This window comes from Microcoleus vaginatus PCC 9802 (assembly GCA_022701275.1).
Lineage (GTDB): Bacteria > Cyanobacteriota > Cyanobacteriia > Cyanobacteriales > Microcoleaceae > Microcoleus > Microcoleus vaginatus_A.
The window spans coordinates 2337751-2351085 of sequence record CP031740.1 but is presented as its reverse complement, the minus strand read 5'-3'; the positions used below and the strand labels follow the sequence as shown (position 1 = coordinate 2351085).

The 13335-nt window shown below is 47.5% G+C and carries 17 protein-coding genes; 11 read left to right on the top strand and 6 right to left on the bottom strand.

The window, feature by feature from the left end:
* Positions 1–6 precede the first annotated feature (6 nt).
* The 3 genes from D0A34_09685 to D0A34_09675 all read right to left on the bottom strand — a co-directional run bounded on the left by D0A34_09685 (position 7) and on the right by D0A34_09675 (position 2644).
* Positions 7–825 carry a hypothetical protein gene (locus D0A34_09685; GenBank protein UNU19106.1) on the bottom strand — a complete coding sequence of 273 codons (819 nt, stop codon included), beginning with the start codon at positions 823–825 and terminating at the stop codon, positions 7–9.
* Positions 826–829: 4 nt separating this feature from the next.
* Positions 830–1243 (bottom strand): hypothetical protein, encoded by a 414-nt coding sequence (locus tag D0A34_09680; GenBank protein UNU19105.1) that lies wholly within the window; start codon positions 1241–1243, stop codon positions 830–832.
* A 120-nt stretch (positions 1244–1363) separates the two neighbouring features.
* Complete coding sequence (locus D0A34_09675) at positions 1364–2644, bottom strand: hypothetical protein (protein ID UNU19104.1); 1281 nt, start codon at positions 2642–2644, stop codon at positions 1364–1366.
* Positions 2645–2795: 151 nt separating this feature from the next.
* Here D0A34_09675 and D0A34_09670 point away from each other — a divergent pair, with 151 nt between their 5' ends.
* The 7 genes from D0A34_09670 to D0A34_09640 all read left to right on the top strand — a co-directional run bounded on the left by D0A34_09670 (position 2796) and on the right by D0A34_09640 (position 6459).
* On the top strand, positions 2796–3230 hold the full coding sequence (locus tag D0A34_09670; protein ID UNU19103.1) for a hypothetical protein: 435 nt from the start codon (positions 2796–2798) through the stop codon (positions 3228–3230).
* Between the two features lie 80 nt (positions 3231–3310).
* Positions 3311–3724, top strand: coding sequence for a hypothetical protein (locus D0A34_09665; protein UNU19102.1), 414 nt, complete (start codon positions 3311–3313; stop codon positions 3722–3724).
* A 103-nt stretch (positions 3725–3827) separates the two neighbouring features.
* Entirely contained in the window at positions 3828–4106 is a 279-nt protein-coding gene (locus tag D0A34_09660) for an HU family DNA-binding protein (protein ID UNU19101.1), read from the top strand.
* Positions 4107–4215: 109 nt separating this feature from the next.
* The gene (locus D0A34_09655; GenBank protein UNU19100.1) at positions 4216–4749 is read left to right on the top strand and encodes a hypothetical protein; all 534 of its coding nucleotides are present in this window, start codon (positions 4216–4218) and stop codon (positions 4747–4749) included.
* Positions 4750–4932: 183 nt separating this feature from the next.
* Positions 4933–5412, top strand: coding sequence for a hypothetical protein (locus D0A34_09650; GenBank protein UNU19099.1), 480 nt, complete (start codon positions 4933–4935; stop codon positions 5410–5412).
* 68 nt (positions 5413–5480) lie between these two features.
* Positions 5481–5876, top strand: coding sequence for a hypothetical protein (locus D0A34_09645; protein UNU19098.1), 396 nt, complete (start codon positions 5481–5483; stop codon positions 5874–5876).
* Positions 5851–6459, top strand: a complete 609-nt coding sequence (locus D0A34_09640; GenBank protein ID UNU19097.1) for a hypothetical protein — start codon at positions 5851–5853, stop codon at positions 6457–6459. The genes D0A34_09645 and D0A34_09640 overlap by 26 nt, the downstream gene beginning before the upstream one ends.
* Positions 6460–6466: 7 nt before the next feature.
* On the opposite strand, the gene D0A34_09635 is transcribed toward D0A34_09640, so the two are convergent.
* Genes D0A34_09635 through D0A34_09625 form a run of 3 tightly spaced genes read right to left on the bottom strand, consistent with a single transcriptional unit; the run spans position 6467 to position 8097 of the window.
* Positions 6467–7177, bottom strand: coding sequence for a tail fiber domain-containing protein (locus tag D0A34_09635; protein ID UNU19096.1), 711 nt, complete (start codon positions 7175–7177; stop codon positions 6467–6469).
* A gap of 2 nt (positions 7178–7179) precedes the next feature.
* On the bottom strand, positions 7180–7521 hold the full coding sequence (locus D0A34_09630) for a hypothetical protein (protein UNU19095.1): 342 nt from the start codon (positions 7519–7521) through the stop codon (positions 7180–7182).
* Positions 7522–7524: 3 nt separating this feature from the next.
* Positions 7525–8097: a site-specific integrase gene (locus D0A34_09625; protein ID UNU19094.1), complete on the bottom strand. Its 573-nt coding sequence runs from the start codon at positions 8095–8097 to the stop codon at positions 7525–7527.
* A 212-nt stretch (positions 8098–8309) separates the two neighbouring features.
* On the opposite strand from D0A34_09625, the gene D0A34_09620 reads away from it, so the two are divergent.
* From D0A34_09620 to D0A34_09605, 4 genes are read left to right on the top strand one after another with little or no spacing between them, the layout of a single operon-like run.
* Entirely contained in the window at positions 8310–8852 is a 543-nt protein-coding gene (locus tag D0A34_09620; protein UNU19093.1) for a hypothetical protein, read from the top strand.
* Positions 8852–9679, top strand: coding sequence for a hypothetical protein (locus tag D0A34_09615; GenBank protein ID UNU19092.1), 828 nt, complete (start codon positions 8852–8854; stop codon positions 9677–9679). The genes D0A34_09620 and D0A34_09615 overlap by 1 nt, the downstream gene beginning before the upstream one ends.
* Entirely contained in the window at positions 9672–11735 is a 2064-nt protein-coding gene (locus D0A34_09610) for a hypothetical protein (GenBank protein UNU19091.1), read from the top strand. Before D0A34_09615 ends, D0A34_09610 begins: the two co-directional genes overlap by 8 nt.
* Positions 11735–13264: a hypothetical protein gene (locus D0A34_09605; protein ID UNU19090.1), complete on the top strand. Its 1530-nt coding sequence runs from the start codon at positions 11735–11737 to the stop codon at positions 13262–13264. Before D0A34_09610 ends, D0A34_09605 begins: the two co-directional genes overlap by 1 nt.
* The last annotated feature ends 71 nt before the right edge of the window (positions 13265–13335 follow it).

Genomic DNA, 13335 nt, shown 5'->3' with positions numbered 1-13335 from the left:
TAAAAACTAGGATGAGTCGGACGATTTGTCCGATCTAATGGGGGAACCGATAGCTTTTTGAGGGCAAGTTGATAGATTCTTGCTCCCAAAACCTGCTACACGTTTTGGCTTTTGGCGACGGGCGAAGGCTTCAGCCCGATCGCAAATTTCCTCTTTTTCGGGTGTCAGTTCTGTCGGCTCCACGTCGTCGGGTTCATCGTCGGGCGGTTCGGTAGCGCCAATAAGCATTTCGAGATACTTACTAACTGCCATGCCTGCTGCTAGTGCTTTCTGTTGCAACAGTTGGTAGGCTTTGCCACCAATGCGGACTTGCTTGGCTCTGTCCTCTGGGTTCTCGTCTAGGGCTTCTTGAATTTTGGCCGCTGTGATTAACTGCGGGGGGAGTCCGTCAAGCACGGTCTGCCATTTTTCCTCTAATTGGGTTTGTCCGTACTCGTCCACTTGAGCAAATTTCACCAACGGCAAGGCTTGAGCAACTGAGGTCGGAAGGATTTTAAATTTGGATTTGATTAAGTGCAGGCAGATTTGGGCCGCTTGAATTATGCGCTTGCAGTAGAAGTGTGATCGCCCGAGTGCGAGCTTGCAGTATTCGGCAAAGTCGCGGTATTGCCGTTTATAGAGACGGTAACGGCGCACGGCGTCAAGCATGATGCCTTGGCGCACGTAGTCGAGAAAACTGCGCTTGATCCGCTGGGTAAGGAGTGAAATATCGTTATAGGGTGCTTGGTCGAGAATTTCGTTCTCGAAGTCCAGAAGCGGCTGAAATTCCGCTTCTGGGGGTTGCCAGCACTCGTCTGAAAAATCAGAATCTAGAGTGAGTTGCATTGTTTTAAAATTCGTCGCCTAGCTTGCTTGTAACCACTTCAACTTCTGCGACGGATGCTGCATTTAACAGCAGATCTTTATCAAAAGTTAAGCGAGATTGCTGAGGGTCAATTCCCAAGGCTTTTAACAATACTTTCAAGTCGTTGTAATGCTGAGTTGCTCGCTCTATGTCGTCGGTGAGGCGCTTGAGAGTGTAGGCTTTTTGCTGGATTTGATGGTCTAGCACGAGGGCATTTTCGGCTAAACGGTTTTGAGCGTCTAACTCTGCCAGCAGTTGGTCTAACTGTTGCTTTAACGCCTCATAGCCCTCTGACAAGGAATCTACATCGCTGCTAACCTCAAGTTTTCCGTCGCGTTCAGTTCTATCCCAGCGGTCTTTTTTATAAACGGGGATGGTGATTGATAGATGAGTTGTCATGGTTTTAATTTTGGGTAATTGGTAGGGAGGAAGCGATCGCCAAAAGTATCAAAGACGATCGCGCTGTTCAGATTCAGAAGGGTGATAAAGTTCAAAACGCTTGTAAAAAGCAAATAGCTGCTACATAGCATCACCTCCCGGAGGAGCTCGCCCGGGCTGACTGCTGCCAGCGGCGACGCGACAAGTACCTGTTTGGTATGTGACTGGTATGTGACTGGTGTGTGATTGGTATGCGATTTGCTTTAAAGCACTCGCCATCGGCGGAAAGCTGGGAGGTTTGGGCTTGGGCAACCGAGCAAAAATCCCTGTGTCGGGCGGTTCGTCGGTGTCGATTTGTCGGTTTGTGCGATCGCACCAAGCATCAAAAACAGGAATCAGGAATTGGGAAGTGCTGGAACTTTCGTGCATGGAGGAAGGTTTTAGCGGCATAATTCCGGCTTCTGGCTCGTACCACTCATCAGGACACGGTGCCCACTCACACATCGAATCCATAGATATAGTCAGGGCTTCGGCGTTTTCGGCATCCCAGCGAGCCATCGCCTCGCGGAACGCATCGATGCCGGGGAAATCGTCGGGGTCAGGCGGTTCGTCGTCTGTCACCGGTTCGAGTAAGTTGAGTTGTCCGGTGTCTTCCTCTGCTTTGTAGTGAACATCCCCGAAGTAGGGCGGGTAGGTGGCGAGGAATTTAGGGGAAAGAGTAAGCGGCGAAGTCTCAGGTTCGCAGACATAACACCGATACGATTGATTGCGAAGCGAAGCGTATTCGGGAGACGTGCAGTAGCAGCAAACACCGGGGGAATTTTTGGCCGCTTGTACGATCGCACTTTGGCTCACTTTTGCCTCATTTTCGAGTCTGTCGCGGCCGTTGTCGCCACGGTTGGGCGGGCGTTCGCCTTCTGTGAGGGTGGTTAATTGAGTTGACTGATCGGGTAAAACTCCCCCTCGACCTGCTTGATGATTCCCTGCCACTGCCAGAACTCGATCGCCTTCTTCGCTTCCCAGTGCTTCAGCTTGAGCGCCATTGCTATCTCGAACTGATTGGGCGGGATGAGAGCGCCGGTGATGTACATCAGCACCTTCTGTTCTGGCGAGTTGGGGTTGAGTTTCTGCATTTTGTGCGATCGGCTTAGTGGCCGGTTTGGGGTAGACGATGCGGCCAAAATTGGATTCTAGTGGCGACTCCTGGGCTTGAATTTCGATCGGCTCCTGGACTGGTTCGACTTCTTCCGCCACCGGGGAAGCTTCCAGCAGTTGCAGCAGCGGGGGCTGTTTGCCAACGAGTGCCTTAACCCAGTTCCGGGCATACCGCCGATCGTCCTCCGGGAGTACGTTGAGCTGATAGCCGATTTCCTTCAGTTCCTTGAGGTTTTTCTGTTTCAGTTCTTCGAGCGTGTAGTGCATAAGGGGAAAGGGTGGGAGTTACCCACCCGCCAACATCAGGGGTGAACTCTGCAATCTTGTCACATACGTGACTTTGGTCTATCATAAAGTCACATATGTGTAAATGTCAACATCGCATATGTGACTTTGCTAATCTCTTAAGGAAGACGTTATGAATCATCAAGAACATGGTCAAAGTCAAGAAGGCTCAACAGTTGGAGTATGGCGAACTGAAGAAAAACAAGATGTTTACTCTCACGCCGACGGGGGCGAGGCTCTTTCGGGAGTTGGCGCACGGGTTGGGGGTCAGTCCCTCACACTTGATCGAGAAATTGGCACGGAGGGAATTGGAGATTTCGACCCCTTTGGGGGAGTTATTGACCAGCTAATCGACGATGCTAGAAAGCAGTGGGTCAAGTCGCAGGAGTGCATCGTTTGGTATCGTTCAGAAGCTGAAGAATATAAGCAAAAGCTCGATAACTTAATCAAACTGAAGGAGTTGCAGCAGCAGCAACAGCAAGAGATGCGCCGCTGGCAAGAAGCGCAGCGGCAACAGCAACAAACACAGTCATCCACCACTAACGGCGGGGAAAACCTCGCAGAATAATCGCAACAGAAACCAGCGCCCCCACAAGGAGTGCTGGTTTTGCATTACTGCGTTAATAACGAATTAAGTGAAGCAGACGTATGGCAACGAATGAAACTAAAAGTTTTCGGGCTTTTTTGAGAACTTACCTAGAAGAAGATAGTCCGTTTGGCGATTTAGCTCGCGACAGCTTCTCTATATTGTCAAACTGGACCGGCACAACCGCTAGTAGCTTGCGAAGACACATGAGAACATTCAATTGCTGCGATGAAGCCTTGGAAGCATTAACTGCACTAGAAAAACTATTCACTAGAGGCGATCGCCTAACGAACATATGTTTCATGGGCCCAGAAGAGCGTGATCCAGAAATTATCAATTATGTGATCAATGCTTTTCGCTCTTGTGACATTGAAATTGAAGCAGAGGACGGTGGATTTAAGGTATATCCCAATTGTGTTAAACAACAGCGCTTAGTTAGCCTCCTGTGCAGCGATTTGGACTTGGTATTTTGCTGAACTAGCAAGAGTCGCCCGCATTTGCTCAAAATGTCGCCCTCGGGTGCTGGTTTTGCGTTAGATATTAGTCATTAGTTATTAGTCGTTAGGGGCGATCGCACTTATGAACAAAGGACAATTAATTGATGCAGTAGCAGAAAAGGCCAGCGTAACGAAAAAGCAGGCAGATGCCGTGTTAAGTGCCGGCTTCGAGGTAATTATGGAAACTGTCTCCGGTGGCGAGAAAGTAACTCTGGTAGGTTTCGGCTCTTGGGAAGCGAGAGAGCGGAAAGCTAGGGAATGCCGCAACCCCAAGACCGGGGAGAAGATGGAAATTCCAGCAACTACAATTCCTGCATTTTCAGCAGGCAAGCAGTTCAGGGATGCTGTAAGTCACCAGTAAGACAGTAAGACAATCTGCCGATCGGTCGTGAAGGGCGATCGGCTGTAGACAATTTGTAGACACAGTGAAAACTCCCGACCTGAAGAAATTCAATTAGTAGCGAGGTAACATGACCACAAAATATCTCAGTGAATATGACTTTCCTTTTTTGCCAGCAATCGACTTTCGTTCCGAATGGATAAAAGTACGAGCGGCAGCAAAGAAGCATCCTTGGTCAAATTATCACGGATATTTCGATAACGAATTGTCTTGGCTGAGGCATTGCTCCTCAATGCGGATTACAAACACCACTTGGAATGTAAACCAATGGAAGAATGAGGACTACTTGGATCAGGTCTACCGTTCTCGCTATTGGCTTTCGCGACTTGAATTTACTAAAACGCTTAACAGGCGTCACTCTAGTTACGGATACAAGCACGGAGCCGAAAATTGGTGGCGTCGTACTCAGGAAAAACTTGAGCTTTCTCCTGTACGAAGTTCTTACATCTCCAATGGATGTTTGATTATGGCTGCCTTAACTTTGGGTTTGAATTTTAGCAATCAATGGGAAGGTCATTGCTCGCTCAATGTAGCGCTTCCTATTAACCAAAGAAGCCTCAAACGTTTGCTCCGGGATTTTTCCGACTTTTATTATTCCGATTAAGCTGGTTTTACTCGAAGTTCTTACCTTTGCCCTGAGAGCGAGCGGGCTCGAAGTGCGATCGGCTGCTACTAGACAACCAATCTAGAGAAGTCAGGGATGCTGTAAGTCACCAGTAAGACAATCTGTCGATCGGTCGTGAAGGGCGATCGGCTGTAGACAATTTGTAAACAACTTGTAGACACAATGAAACCTCCCGACCTAAAGAAATACACCGACGAAATGAACGCGATGCAGGACTTGCCGCCCGCAACGGTATTACTTCCACCGCTAGCAGCGATCGCAATTATCAGCCACATTCAACTGGCAACTCGTCACCCCGGCATTGTGGATGATGAATTTACCAAGATTGCGATCGACACAGCGCGACAATTGCAAAACCTGTTTAGCGAAAATTCCGAAACTTACAAAGTGCTAGAACTCGGCTGGAATCCAGAAGCCGACATTATGGTGCCGGAGGGAGTCGAGGAGGAACCTTGGCAACAGTGCGAGGAATTCTGCGACAGATTTCTGCAAAACCTCGGCTGCCGCTGCACTGGCTACAAGAGGGCGGAAGTTATGGCGGGCGATGAAGATATTGACCCCAAAACTTTAGCTGCCGGTGCTGCGATGATGTACCAGCTCCAGCGGAATCTGGAGAGAGAAGGTTTTGAACTCGATATGTAAACGGGCGATCGGTCGTGAAGGGCGATCGGCTACTAGACCAACACTAGACACCAAATGTGGAGGAATCAATGTTGACGAAAGAGGAAGCTGTATCTCTGTTGGGAGGAGCTAGAAAAGAACTCCCAGACTCCCCCCAAACCCCAGAGGAGATATTGGAGGCAATGAAGATTGCGGCAAACAACTACTACCGTGAAGCGATTGCCACCAACTGCCACACATTTATTGAATTCACCGGCCTGATTAACGAGTACATCAAAATCTGCGAGAGAAACCTCAAGCAGCAGGGAGTGGATTTTACTAAAACCAGCGCTCACTGTCCCGGTGAACCAAAACTCCAGATAGAGGGCTGGGAATTGGATTACATCAACGACAAACTGCGCTGCATATTTCCCGATTTGCAACTTGTGGAAATAGAAAAAACTTCAGGCTGCACAAGGGATGGAGCTTACAACAGAGATGGTTAGCGCTCAACTTTCACTCTTTGATACTACTGCTGCAGAAATCGGTAGTTTTTACAAGCCCGGCGATTGGGTGAAAATTTGCAAAGTGCCGACGATCGCAAAACACGTCAAATGTGGGCACACCTATAAAATCCACGCAGTCGATCCCAGCAACGGACTGCTCAAATTTTGGAATCCGTTCGCGAGCCAGTGGGATTACCTGCACCCCGAAGAAGTGAGGCTCGCCCTCGCCCCCACCGAGAAAATTGATTCTGTAACCCCGGTTGAGCCTGCCGTTACAGAATCAACACCCCCGCCCGCTGATGATTCTGTAACTCCTGTTGAGCCTGCGGTTACAGAATCAAATCCCCCCGGCGAGGGTGAGTATTTAGCACTCAATGCAGTTTCGATTTACCGCCCACGTGGCACGGCCCGCAGCGGCGAGTATTACCGACTGTCTTACAAAGAAGGCAGCCGAGTAAGACACATTCACATCAGGGGCGGCAACACCGACTCCCCGATCGCCCAGGCGAAAGTTGCCGAAGTGCGATCGCAATTAGCAGCAGGAATCCCCCCCGCCGAAATTGCCGCTACGCTTCGTAGGTAGCGCTTGATTAGGCATCCTTAAGCTGTGTCTTTAGCTCAGTAATCTGAACGTGCATCTCTTGAATGGCACGACATAGAAAAGGAATGAATTCTAAATAATCTAATCCTAAAAAACCATTCTCTCGCCGACTGACTAGATCCTGTAGTGGTACTTCGTCAGCCAAAAAGCCGTAATGAATTTTATCTCTCTGAAAAGTATCGCCAAAAAAATCTTTTTGATTGCGAATAATTTTGTTATAACGAAAGCTTACGGGTTTGCACTCAAGAATCAACTGTAGTGCTGAAGGAATCGGCCGAATATTTTCTTTGAGGGTCGCATCGCTGGGGGTTTGCCAGACAGGCGTTCCGTAAGCCTGGTGCCAAATATTGTAGGAAGCGGTGCCATATGACCAGCCGCCAATCTTTAGTTGATTATCAGCAGACAAGCCCATATGACAGCCAAAAAACCCGGGACGGTGAAAAGATAGAAAAGCGGCACTATCGCTATTAGTGGCTTGCACTTCAAAGCCACAAGTATTAACAGGGTTACTACTTTGAATGATGCCTAAACTTAGTCCTATTGCCTTGGTGGAAAGGGTGAAATTTTGCGCGCCGTGGGGACTGGACGCGGCTACGTGTGCGGCTATTTGGGTCGCTACTTCAGCGTCGCGGGCGATCGACGTTGGAATATCAGAATCAGTCAACGCTACAGGCGGGCCGAGATTTGTGATCTTACTCATAGTTAGGGAACGATCGAGCTTTCGGCAACCATTAAGTTAGAAGTTCCGCTCGCGGTTATCACGCTAACTACCCCCGTGTAGCGCGTCCCTGTAAACTCTCGCTCTAGTAAATGGTTCGGAGGGATAGGATGCTTGTAGAGCGTTGCAGATACCGTCGCATTTTCTCTTAAATAAACTGTTTGAGTGCCAGCATTAAAAATCGAATAATAAGCCCTTGAAGCATTAGCCGCCAGAGCCACGGTTACAGTTGAAAGCGCACTGACAGCCGTTACGGTATCAGCGCCTTGGATATCCTCGGCAATATTAACGGCGACAGCGCTGGGGCTTAAATTAACTAAAGTCATAATTTAAAAATTATCAATTGCATTTTTGAGTTGAGCTTCTGACACTTCGATATAGCGCACCAATGAAGATAGACTTCTGTGACCTGTTGCGCGTTGAATTAATTTAATATCGCATCCTTGCTCATTTAACCGAGTGATGAACCCGCGCCGCGCCGAATAAAGCGAGAATCCTTGATGCTCTAAGCCAGCTTTCTTAACCGCCCGCCTAAAAGCTTTATCTACAGCTTGGGAACTCAAATGCTTATCAGCGCGATACAAAGAAGGGAATAAAAAGCCTGATTCCGGCGGCTGGTAAGCCTTTAGTAGTAATTTAAGATTCCAGTTGATGTCTAGTTCGCGCGTTTGTTTGTCCTTGCGATTAGCAGCCGGATAGATAACTTTTTCGCGCGGTTGACGTGTTACAGGGTTTTGGTAGATGTGGTTAACATCCATTTTTAATATCGCGCCTGGTCTTTCCCCAGTGTACCACGCAATTCCTAAGAATAATCTGTAAACATCTGTTACAAAATGGTTGCTGATTTGGTTAAAAGTCGAGTGACAAAGCGGCGTAGCTTGTCCTAGTCTTAAAAGTTTCACAGTTGCTATTTCCCTGTAAATACCGTAAAAACAGCAACCATTTAGTTGCTGTTTTTATTCTAGCGCCCCAAACTGTTGGTGTCACGTTGTCTTTAAATTTGGGAAGGTTGGTAATTTATCTATTTCAGCAACTTCTTAAGAATTTAAAAGCCTACCAAGCCGCCTTCTAATCTTACTTAAACTTGAGAAGTAAGAATTATATTAAATCATTTATGGCGGATCACACTTCGGGTTCCGGCGCTTCGGTTTCAGGAACCTCTCACGCCAACCCTACCGGCCCAGCAAGCAAGGAGCGGTATGTATACGGAATTTTGGCACTCTTGGAGCAGGAGGAAAATAATTTAACGCGAGTCGCTGAAAGAACCGATCGCATAACAATTACCGCCAATCTATCCACTAAAACAGCGGCCATTGACTTGCTGTTAAACGTAACAGCCAGCAACGCAGTAGGTGGCAGTACAAGTTACAACGCAACTCATTATTTGACAGGTTCAACTTTTACCAGTGGCACGGGTGGCAGCAGCGCCCCTAACCTCGCTCAAGCGGCAATGGAGGCTGTCATCGCCCTCAAGCTCATTGAACTCGATAAATCGCGCAATCCTGATAACAAAAATGTAATCACCCGCTGCACCCATACACTCGCAGCGAGCGGGGGTACTAACGCAACATTCACCGCTTTGATGGAATTCCCCATAGAAGTAATTAGCTTACCCGGTGGCGGCAGTGTAATCGAAGGAAAGGTGTACTTAACCTGATGGCTGAAAATCAACTTGGGAACACAAGGACTTTTAGGCGAAGTATCACAAGCGCCGACGGAACGGGAATTATTGAAATTCTCAATTGCGCTAATGCTTTTGCTGAATATGATCTGTTGTCTGCTTCCTATTACTTAGGCAAAAGTTTTTATCTAGAAGCCTTGAGCGGCGCAATTTACTTGCCATCCTATCAAGAGGCACCTTATCCAGATATTTACCCTGAAATGTCGGCGGCTGAAAAAATCGCTGCAATGCTTGCTATTGAAAAGGATTATCCGTTTGTAGGTCTGAGTTTTCACGCTCGCAAGGGAACAGGCGCGTGGTCAACTCTAGCAACCGCACGGCTTCAGAACAAGGGAAGGGAAACAACAATTCCTTTCACGATTCCCTACCTAACGATTAATCAACTAAAGTTACTAAGCCCCGACGATCGGCTTGGAATTTCTATTATTAATTACGGGCATGGAGTTCTCGGAAATGGCGACTATATCAATTTAGAGGGAGATTTTAGATTTAATCTCGACCTAATTGCCAAACCACAAATTAGGACGATCGGCGCTGGCTTGCCCTACGGCATCGAAATCCCTTCAGCAGCACCTACACGATTCCGAACAGCAAACCAAAACCGCGCCATCCTCTATGCCACCAATACTGGCAACACCGATATCTGGATTGCTGGCAATTCGAGCGTCGCTGTCGGCAGCGGCATTTTTCTTGCTCGCAACGGCGGCGGCAACCTGACCGAGCAAACGTTGACGGGGGAACTTTGGGCGATCGCAGATGGCGGCCCCTCTCGCCTCTCAGGAGTTGAAGCTAGTTATGTCTAGCAGAGTCAGTCGCAAGTCAGGGCTATCACCAAGCGCTACCAGGGGGGCGAGTGGAATCGACCTCGGCAAGGACAGCGGCGTTGATATGGGGCGAAAGGCGCGACCGTCAGCAACGAGTGGAGGAATTGGCGTCACTCAAGAAGTTGCAAATATTGGGGGCGTTTCCGTAACTGGCGGCGTGAGCGTCGATGTGTCGCCGCTTGCTGTCAATGTCAGCGGCGAAACGAACGCTGAAGACCCCAATAAAAATAGTATTTCTATCAGCGGCAGTGCAGAGGTTCCCGGCGGCTTTTTAGGAGTCGGTGGGGGCGTAAAGATTAATACAAATACAGGCGAAGTTATAGGGGGAAGTATTGGGGGAGAGATTGGAGGATTAGGAATTAATGTTTCCTCATCAGAGGGAGATGTAGGCGTTGAGTTTACGTTGCAAATTCCATTTACCCCCGTAGAAATAAGCCTCGGATTTGGATTTCCTAAAAAAGAAGAGCCGACAACCCCAATATCTCCAACTCCCTCAATACCGGGCATTGCTTTTTCGCACGATCAGATAGTACCCTTGCTCGAAGATAACAAATGTTATCACTTAGTGATTTTGTGGCATACAGCCTCACTTGCTATTTATACGTGGGATATAGTACATAAAAACGCCCTTAAATTCATAAGTCAATCTTCACCTAGCAGCCCTTATGGTGGTGGTAATTGGACTCAACAAACTCCTTTGTTTTACGCGTCTTATCAAGAGATTCCTTATAGTAGAACTCCCGCTTTTATTGACTATCATGAGCCGCCTGATCCTAATGGCTCTAGAGATCCTTTTTCTGCAAATTACAATAAATTTAGCGCTAATTTTAAAGCATGGGGCGTACTTGATGGGGGCCCACAAATAATAATTTCTCCTCAAAGTTTTCAATACTTCGATAGGTTGTTAGCGCCTTTCATGTTAACAGGTACTGGCGATTACCTGAAAAATCATATTGCCAATACTCGACCCGCTAATCAAATATGGGATATTTCAGCTTATGAAATCCCTTGCAGTCGCAACAACACTGATCCAACGTTACCAAAGCATATTACACCTCTTCCTCCTTCCCTCGCTCCTTTTCCCAACCCACCACCAAGGAGAAAAGAATTGGATACTTGTTGTCAAGAAAACCTAAAGTTTCTAAGAGCAATTTATACAAAATTAGGGCTTGCTAGATTTCCGGGTGAGCTTCCTTCAACTATCATTCAAGAAGTGCCGAACGAGGGAGAGGAACCCGCAGAGCCACTACAGGAACCGATTACAGATTTAGTGGGTTTGCTTGACTGGCAATTTAGGCGCGATGATGAACGCTGGGGACAATGGGAAATACAAATAAACGTCAAGGATTCTGATTTAACGAAAGAAGGCGATCAGGGCAAGTCTGTTAAATTTCCAAACTTAGCAGAATCTGTCGCGGAGATGGAAGGTCAATTATTGTCAGTGACTACAAATCTCGACGCCCTAATTGCTATTACAACAAAGAACCTAGTAGAGTCGGGGCTGGCTAGGCAAGAGGCAATTAAAGGTTACTTAGCCTCGAAGTCAATCATCAAATACATGGCTTTTAAAAGCACGGAAATAGATGTTACCGTGCCTTCATGTTTTACTCCGGGTGCCGAAACAATACATGAATTGATCGCAGAGTCTGAAATCCACTTAAAGGGATTGGATTACACGGAAAAAGAAACGTTACGCGATATCCTTTTAGATTTGTTGCAAGCTGCTGCTGTAATTCGTGCGGTGCATTGGCAAAGAATTGACACCAAAAAAGATACAAAATCTCAACTATTGGGGATATTGAAAGGCAGTCTTGACTTGGCAAATTCCATTAAAAATCCCACTAAGCCAACAGACGGCGAGGAAAAGCCGAACCCCGCCCAAAACTTTGAAGACTTCCTTGACAGTGCAGAAAGCGGATTTACAAACACGACGGGGATTACAGATATACAAAACCCCTACGGAAAGACGCCCGACCGTCGCCCAAGGATTCGACAAATTGGCGATAACATTTCACAAGCTGGGGATGATAACTAATGCCAACTGTTTCAGCAATTCCTAAAATAGGGATGATTCTTAAGGATTTGGCATCGCGAAAAATTCGGTCAAGTTCAACGGGTGGAAACCTGATCAGAACTTGGTCAGCCAGCGCGATTACAACTCAAAACAACGGCGGTTTTCTTGAGACGGTAATAAATGGTGCTATCCGTTTTGGCAATTTTTTGATTTCAGGAATTGCCAGTGTAATTTCTTTTAGCTTTACAAAGCTTTGGAGTTGGATAGTATCCGGCGTGCAGTTTATTTATAACTTCAACTGGAATATTAGTGATACTGCAATCGATAAACAAATTCAAGGACTTTGGAATTCTTTTGGAGGAATTTTGGGTGGCGCTGTCGGTCGGGCGATCGGCTGGCTCGGCTGCGGAGTAGTGCCGGCCGCCACAGTTTTTAGTTTCAATCAGTCGCTGGGCACGCACTTGCTGAAAGAAGTTGGCGAGCAAGCGCTAGATGAAATGCTAGACGCTGCTAGTGAGGTTATCAATGCAGGCTTTCGCATGGGGACTCAAGCGACTTTCTTGTGGTTGTACAAAGATGTGCGCCGCGCACTCAAAGACCCAAATAATGTTTTTGGGCAAGGACTGCGGGCTGTACTAGGCTCCAAAACAATCGACAACTGGGGAAGCGGCGAATCTTGGACGATCGCCAAAGCAGTAGAGGAAACCATCGAAAAAATCCCCGACGCTTTCTGGCGAAACTTCACAGAGGAAATGCTCGAAGAAGGTTCAGAGGCTTGTATAGAAGCAGGTTTTGCCGTCGCAGGTGGTATTGATGCCTTTCTTGCTCAACAAGCGATGCAAGATAACTCTGTACTCGGGCCCGATCGGACTGTGGAAATTACCCCTGACCGCAGCGCGCCGGACGAGCGGATCATATTAACTGGTTCTGAAGCGGTATTGAGGCCAACAATTGTTAGCGTTCTAGCAACACATCAAATGTTAGATAACCGTGATGTCGGAGTTCTGATTAATGGAACCCCGACAGATGATTACATTACTCCGGGCGTTCAAGAGCGGCAATTATTTATCGAATTTCGAGAAAAAACAGCGCCGCCGTGGAAAATGCCGAGCGGGAAAAGAGCACGCTGTCGTGAAATCACAATTCCTGATATCAAGCGTGGTCTAACGTGGGACGAAATAAAATTGGCCGCCAAACAGTACACCAGCGGCCAACGACTCGTTACCGCGAGGCTTAACAATGGTCGTCAGATGCAGTGTTATGCAAGCACAGAAAACGAAGGTCTACAAAAGATTAAGGAGTTGTTGGTGCTCTCAACTGCTGAAATATTGCCTAACGGTGCCCGTGACTCTGGCTATATTAACCCGACACCCCGGCGGCGCTCATTACCCTATCTTGTTTACCCATGCAAAGCGGTGCTTACTTGGAAGAGGCGAGCGGCTGACTTGCAAGGTAGAGAAGATATAGCAGGCAACATCTGGGAAGAACAGCGGATCGAAATTGATTTGTGGCCTGACAGAGAGCCACCGGGGATAAAACCTCTGGGTTAACTCGGGCTTAACAAAAATTTACATTCTGCAAAATCCATCTATAAAATATTTTGCGGAACCCTAGGCCTCCG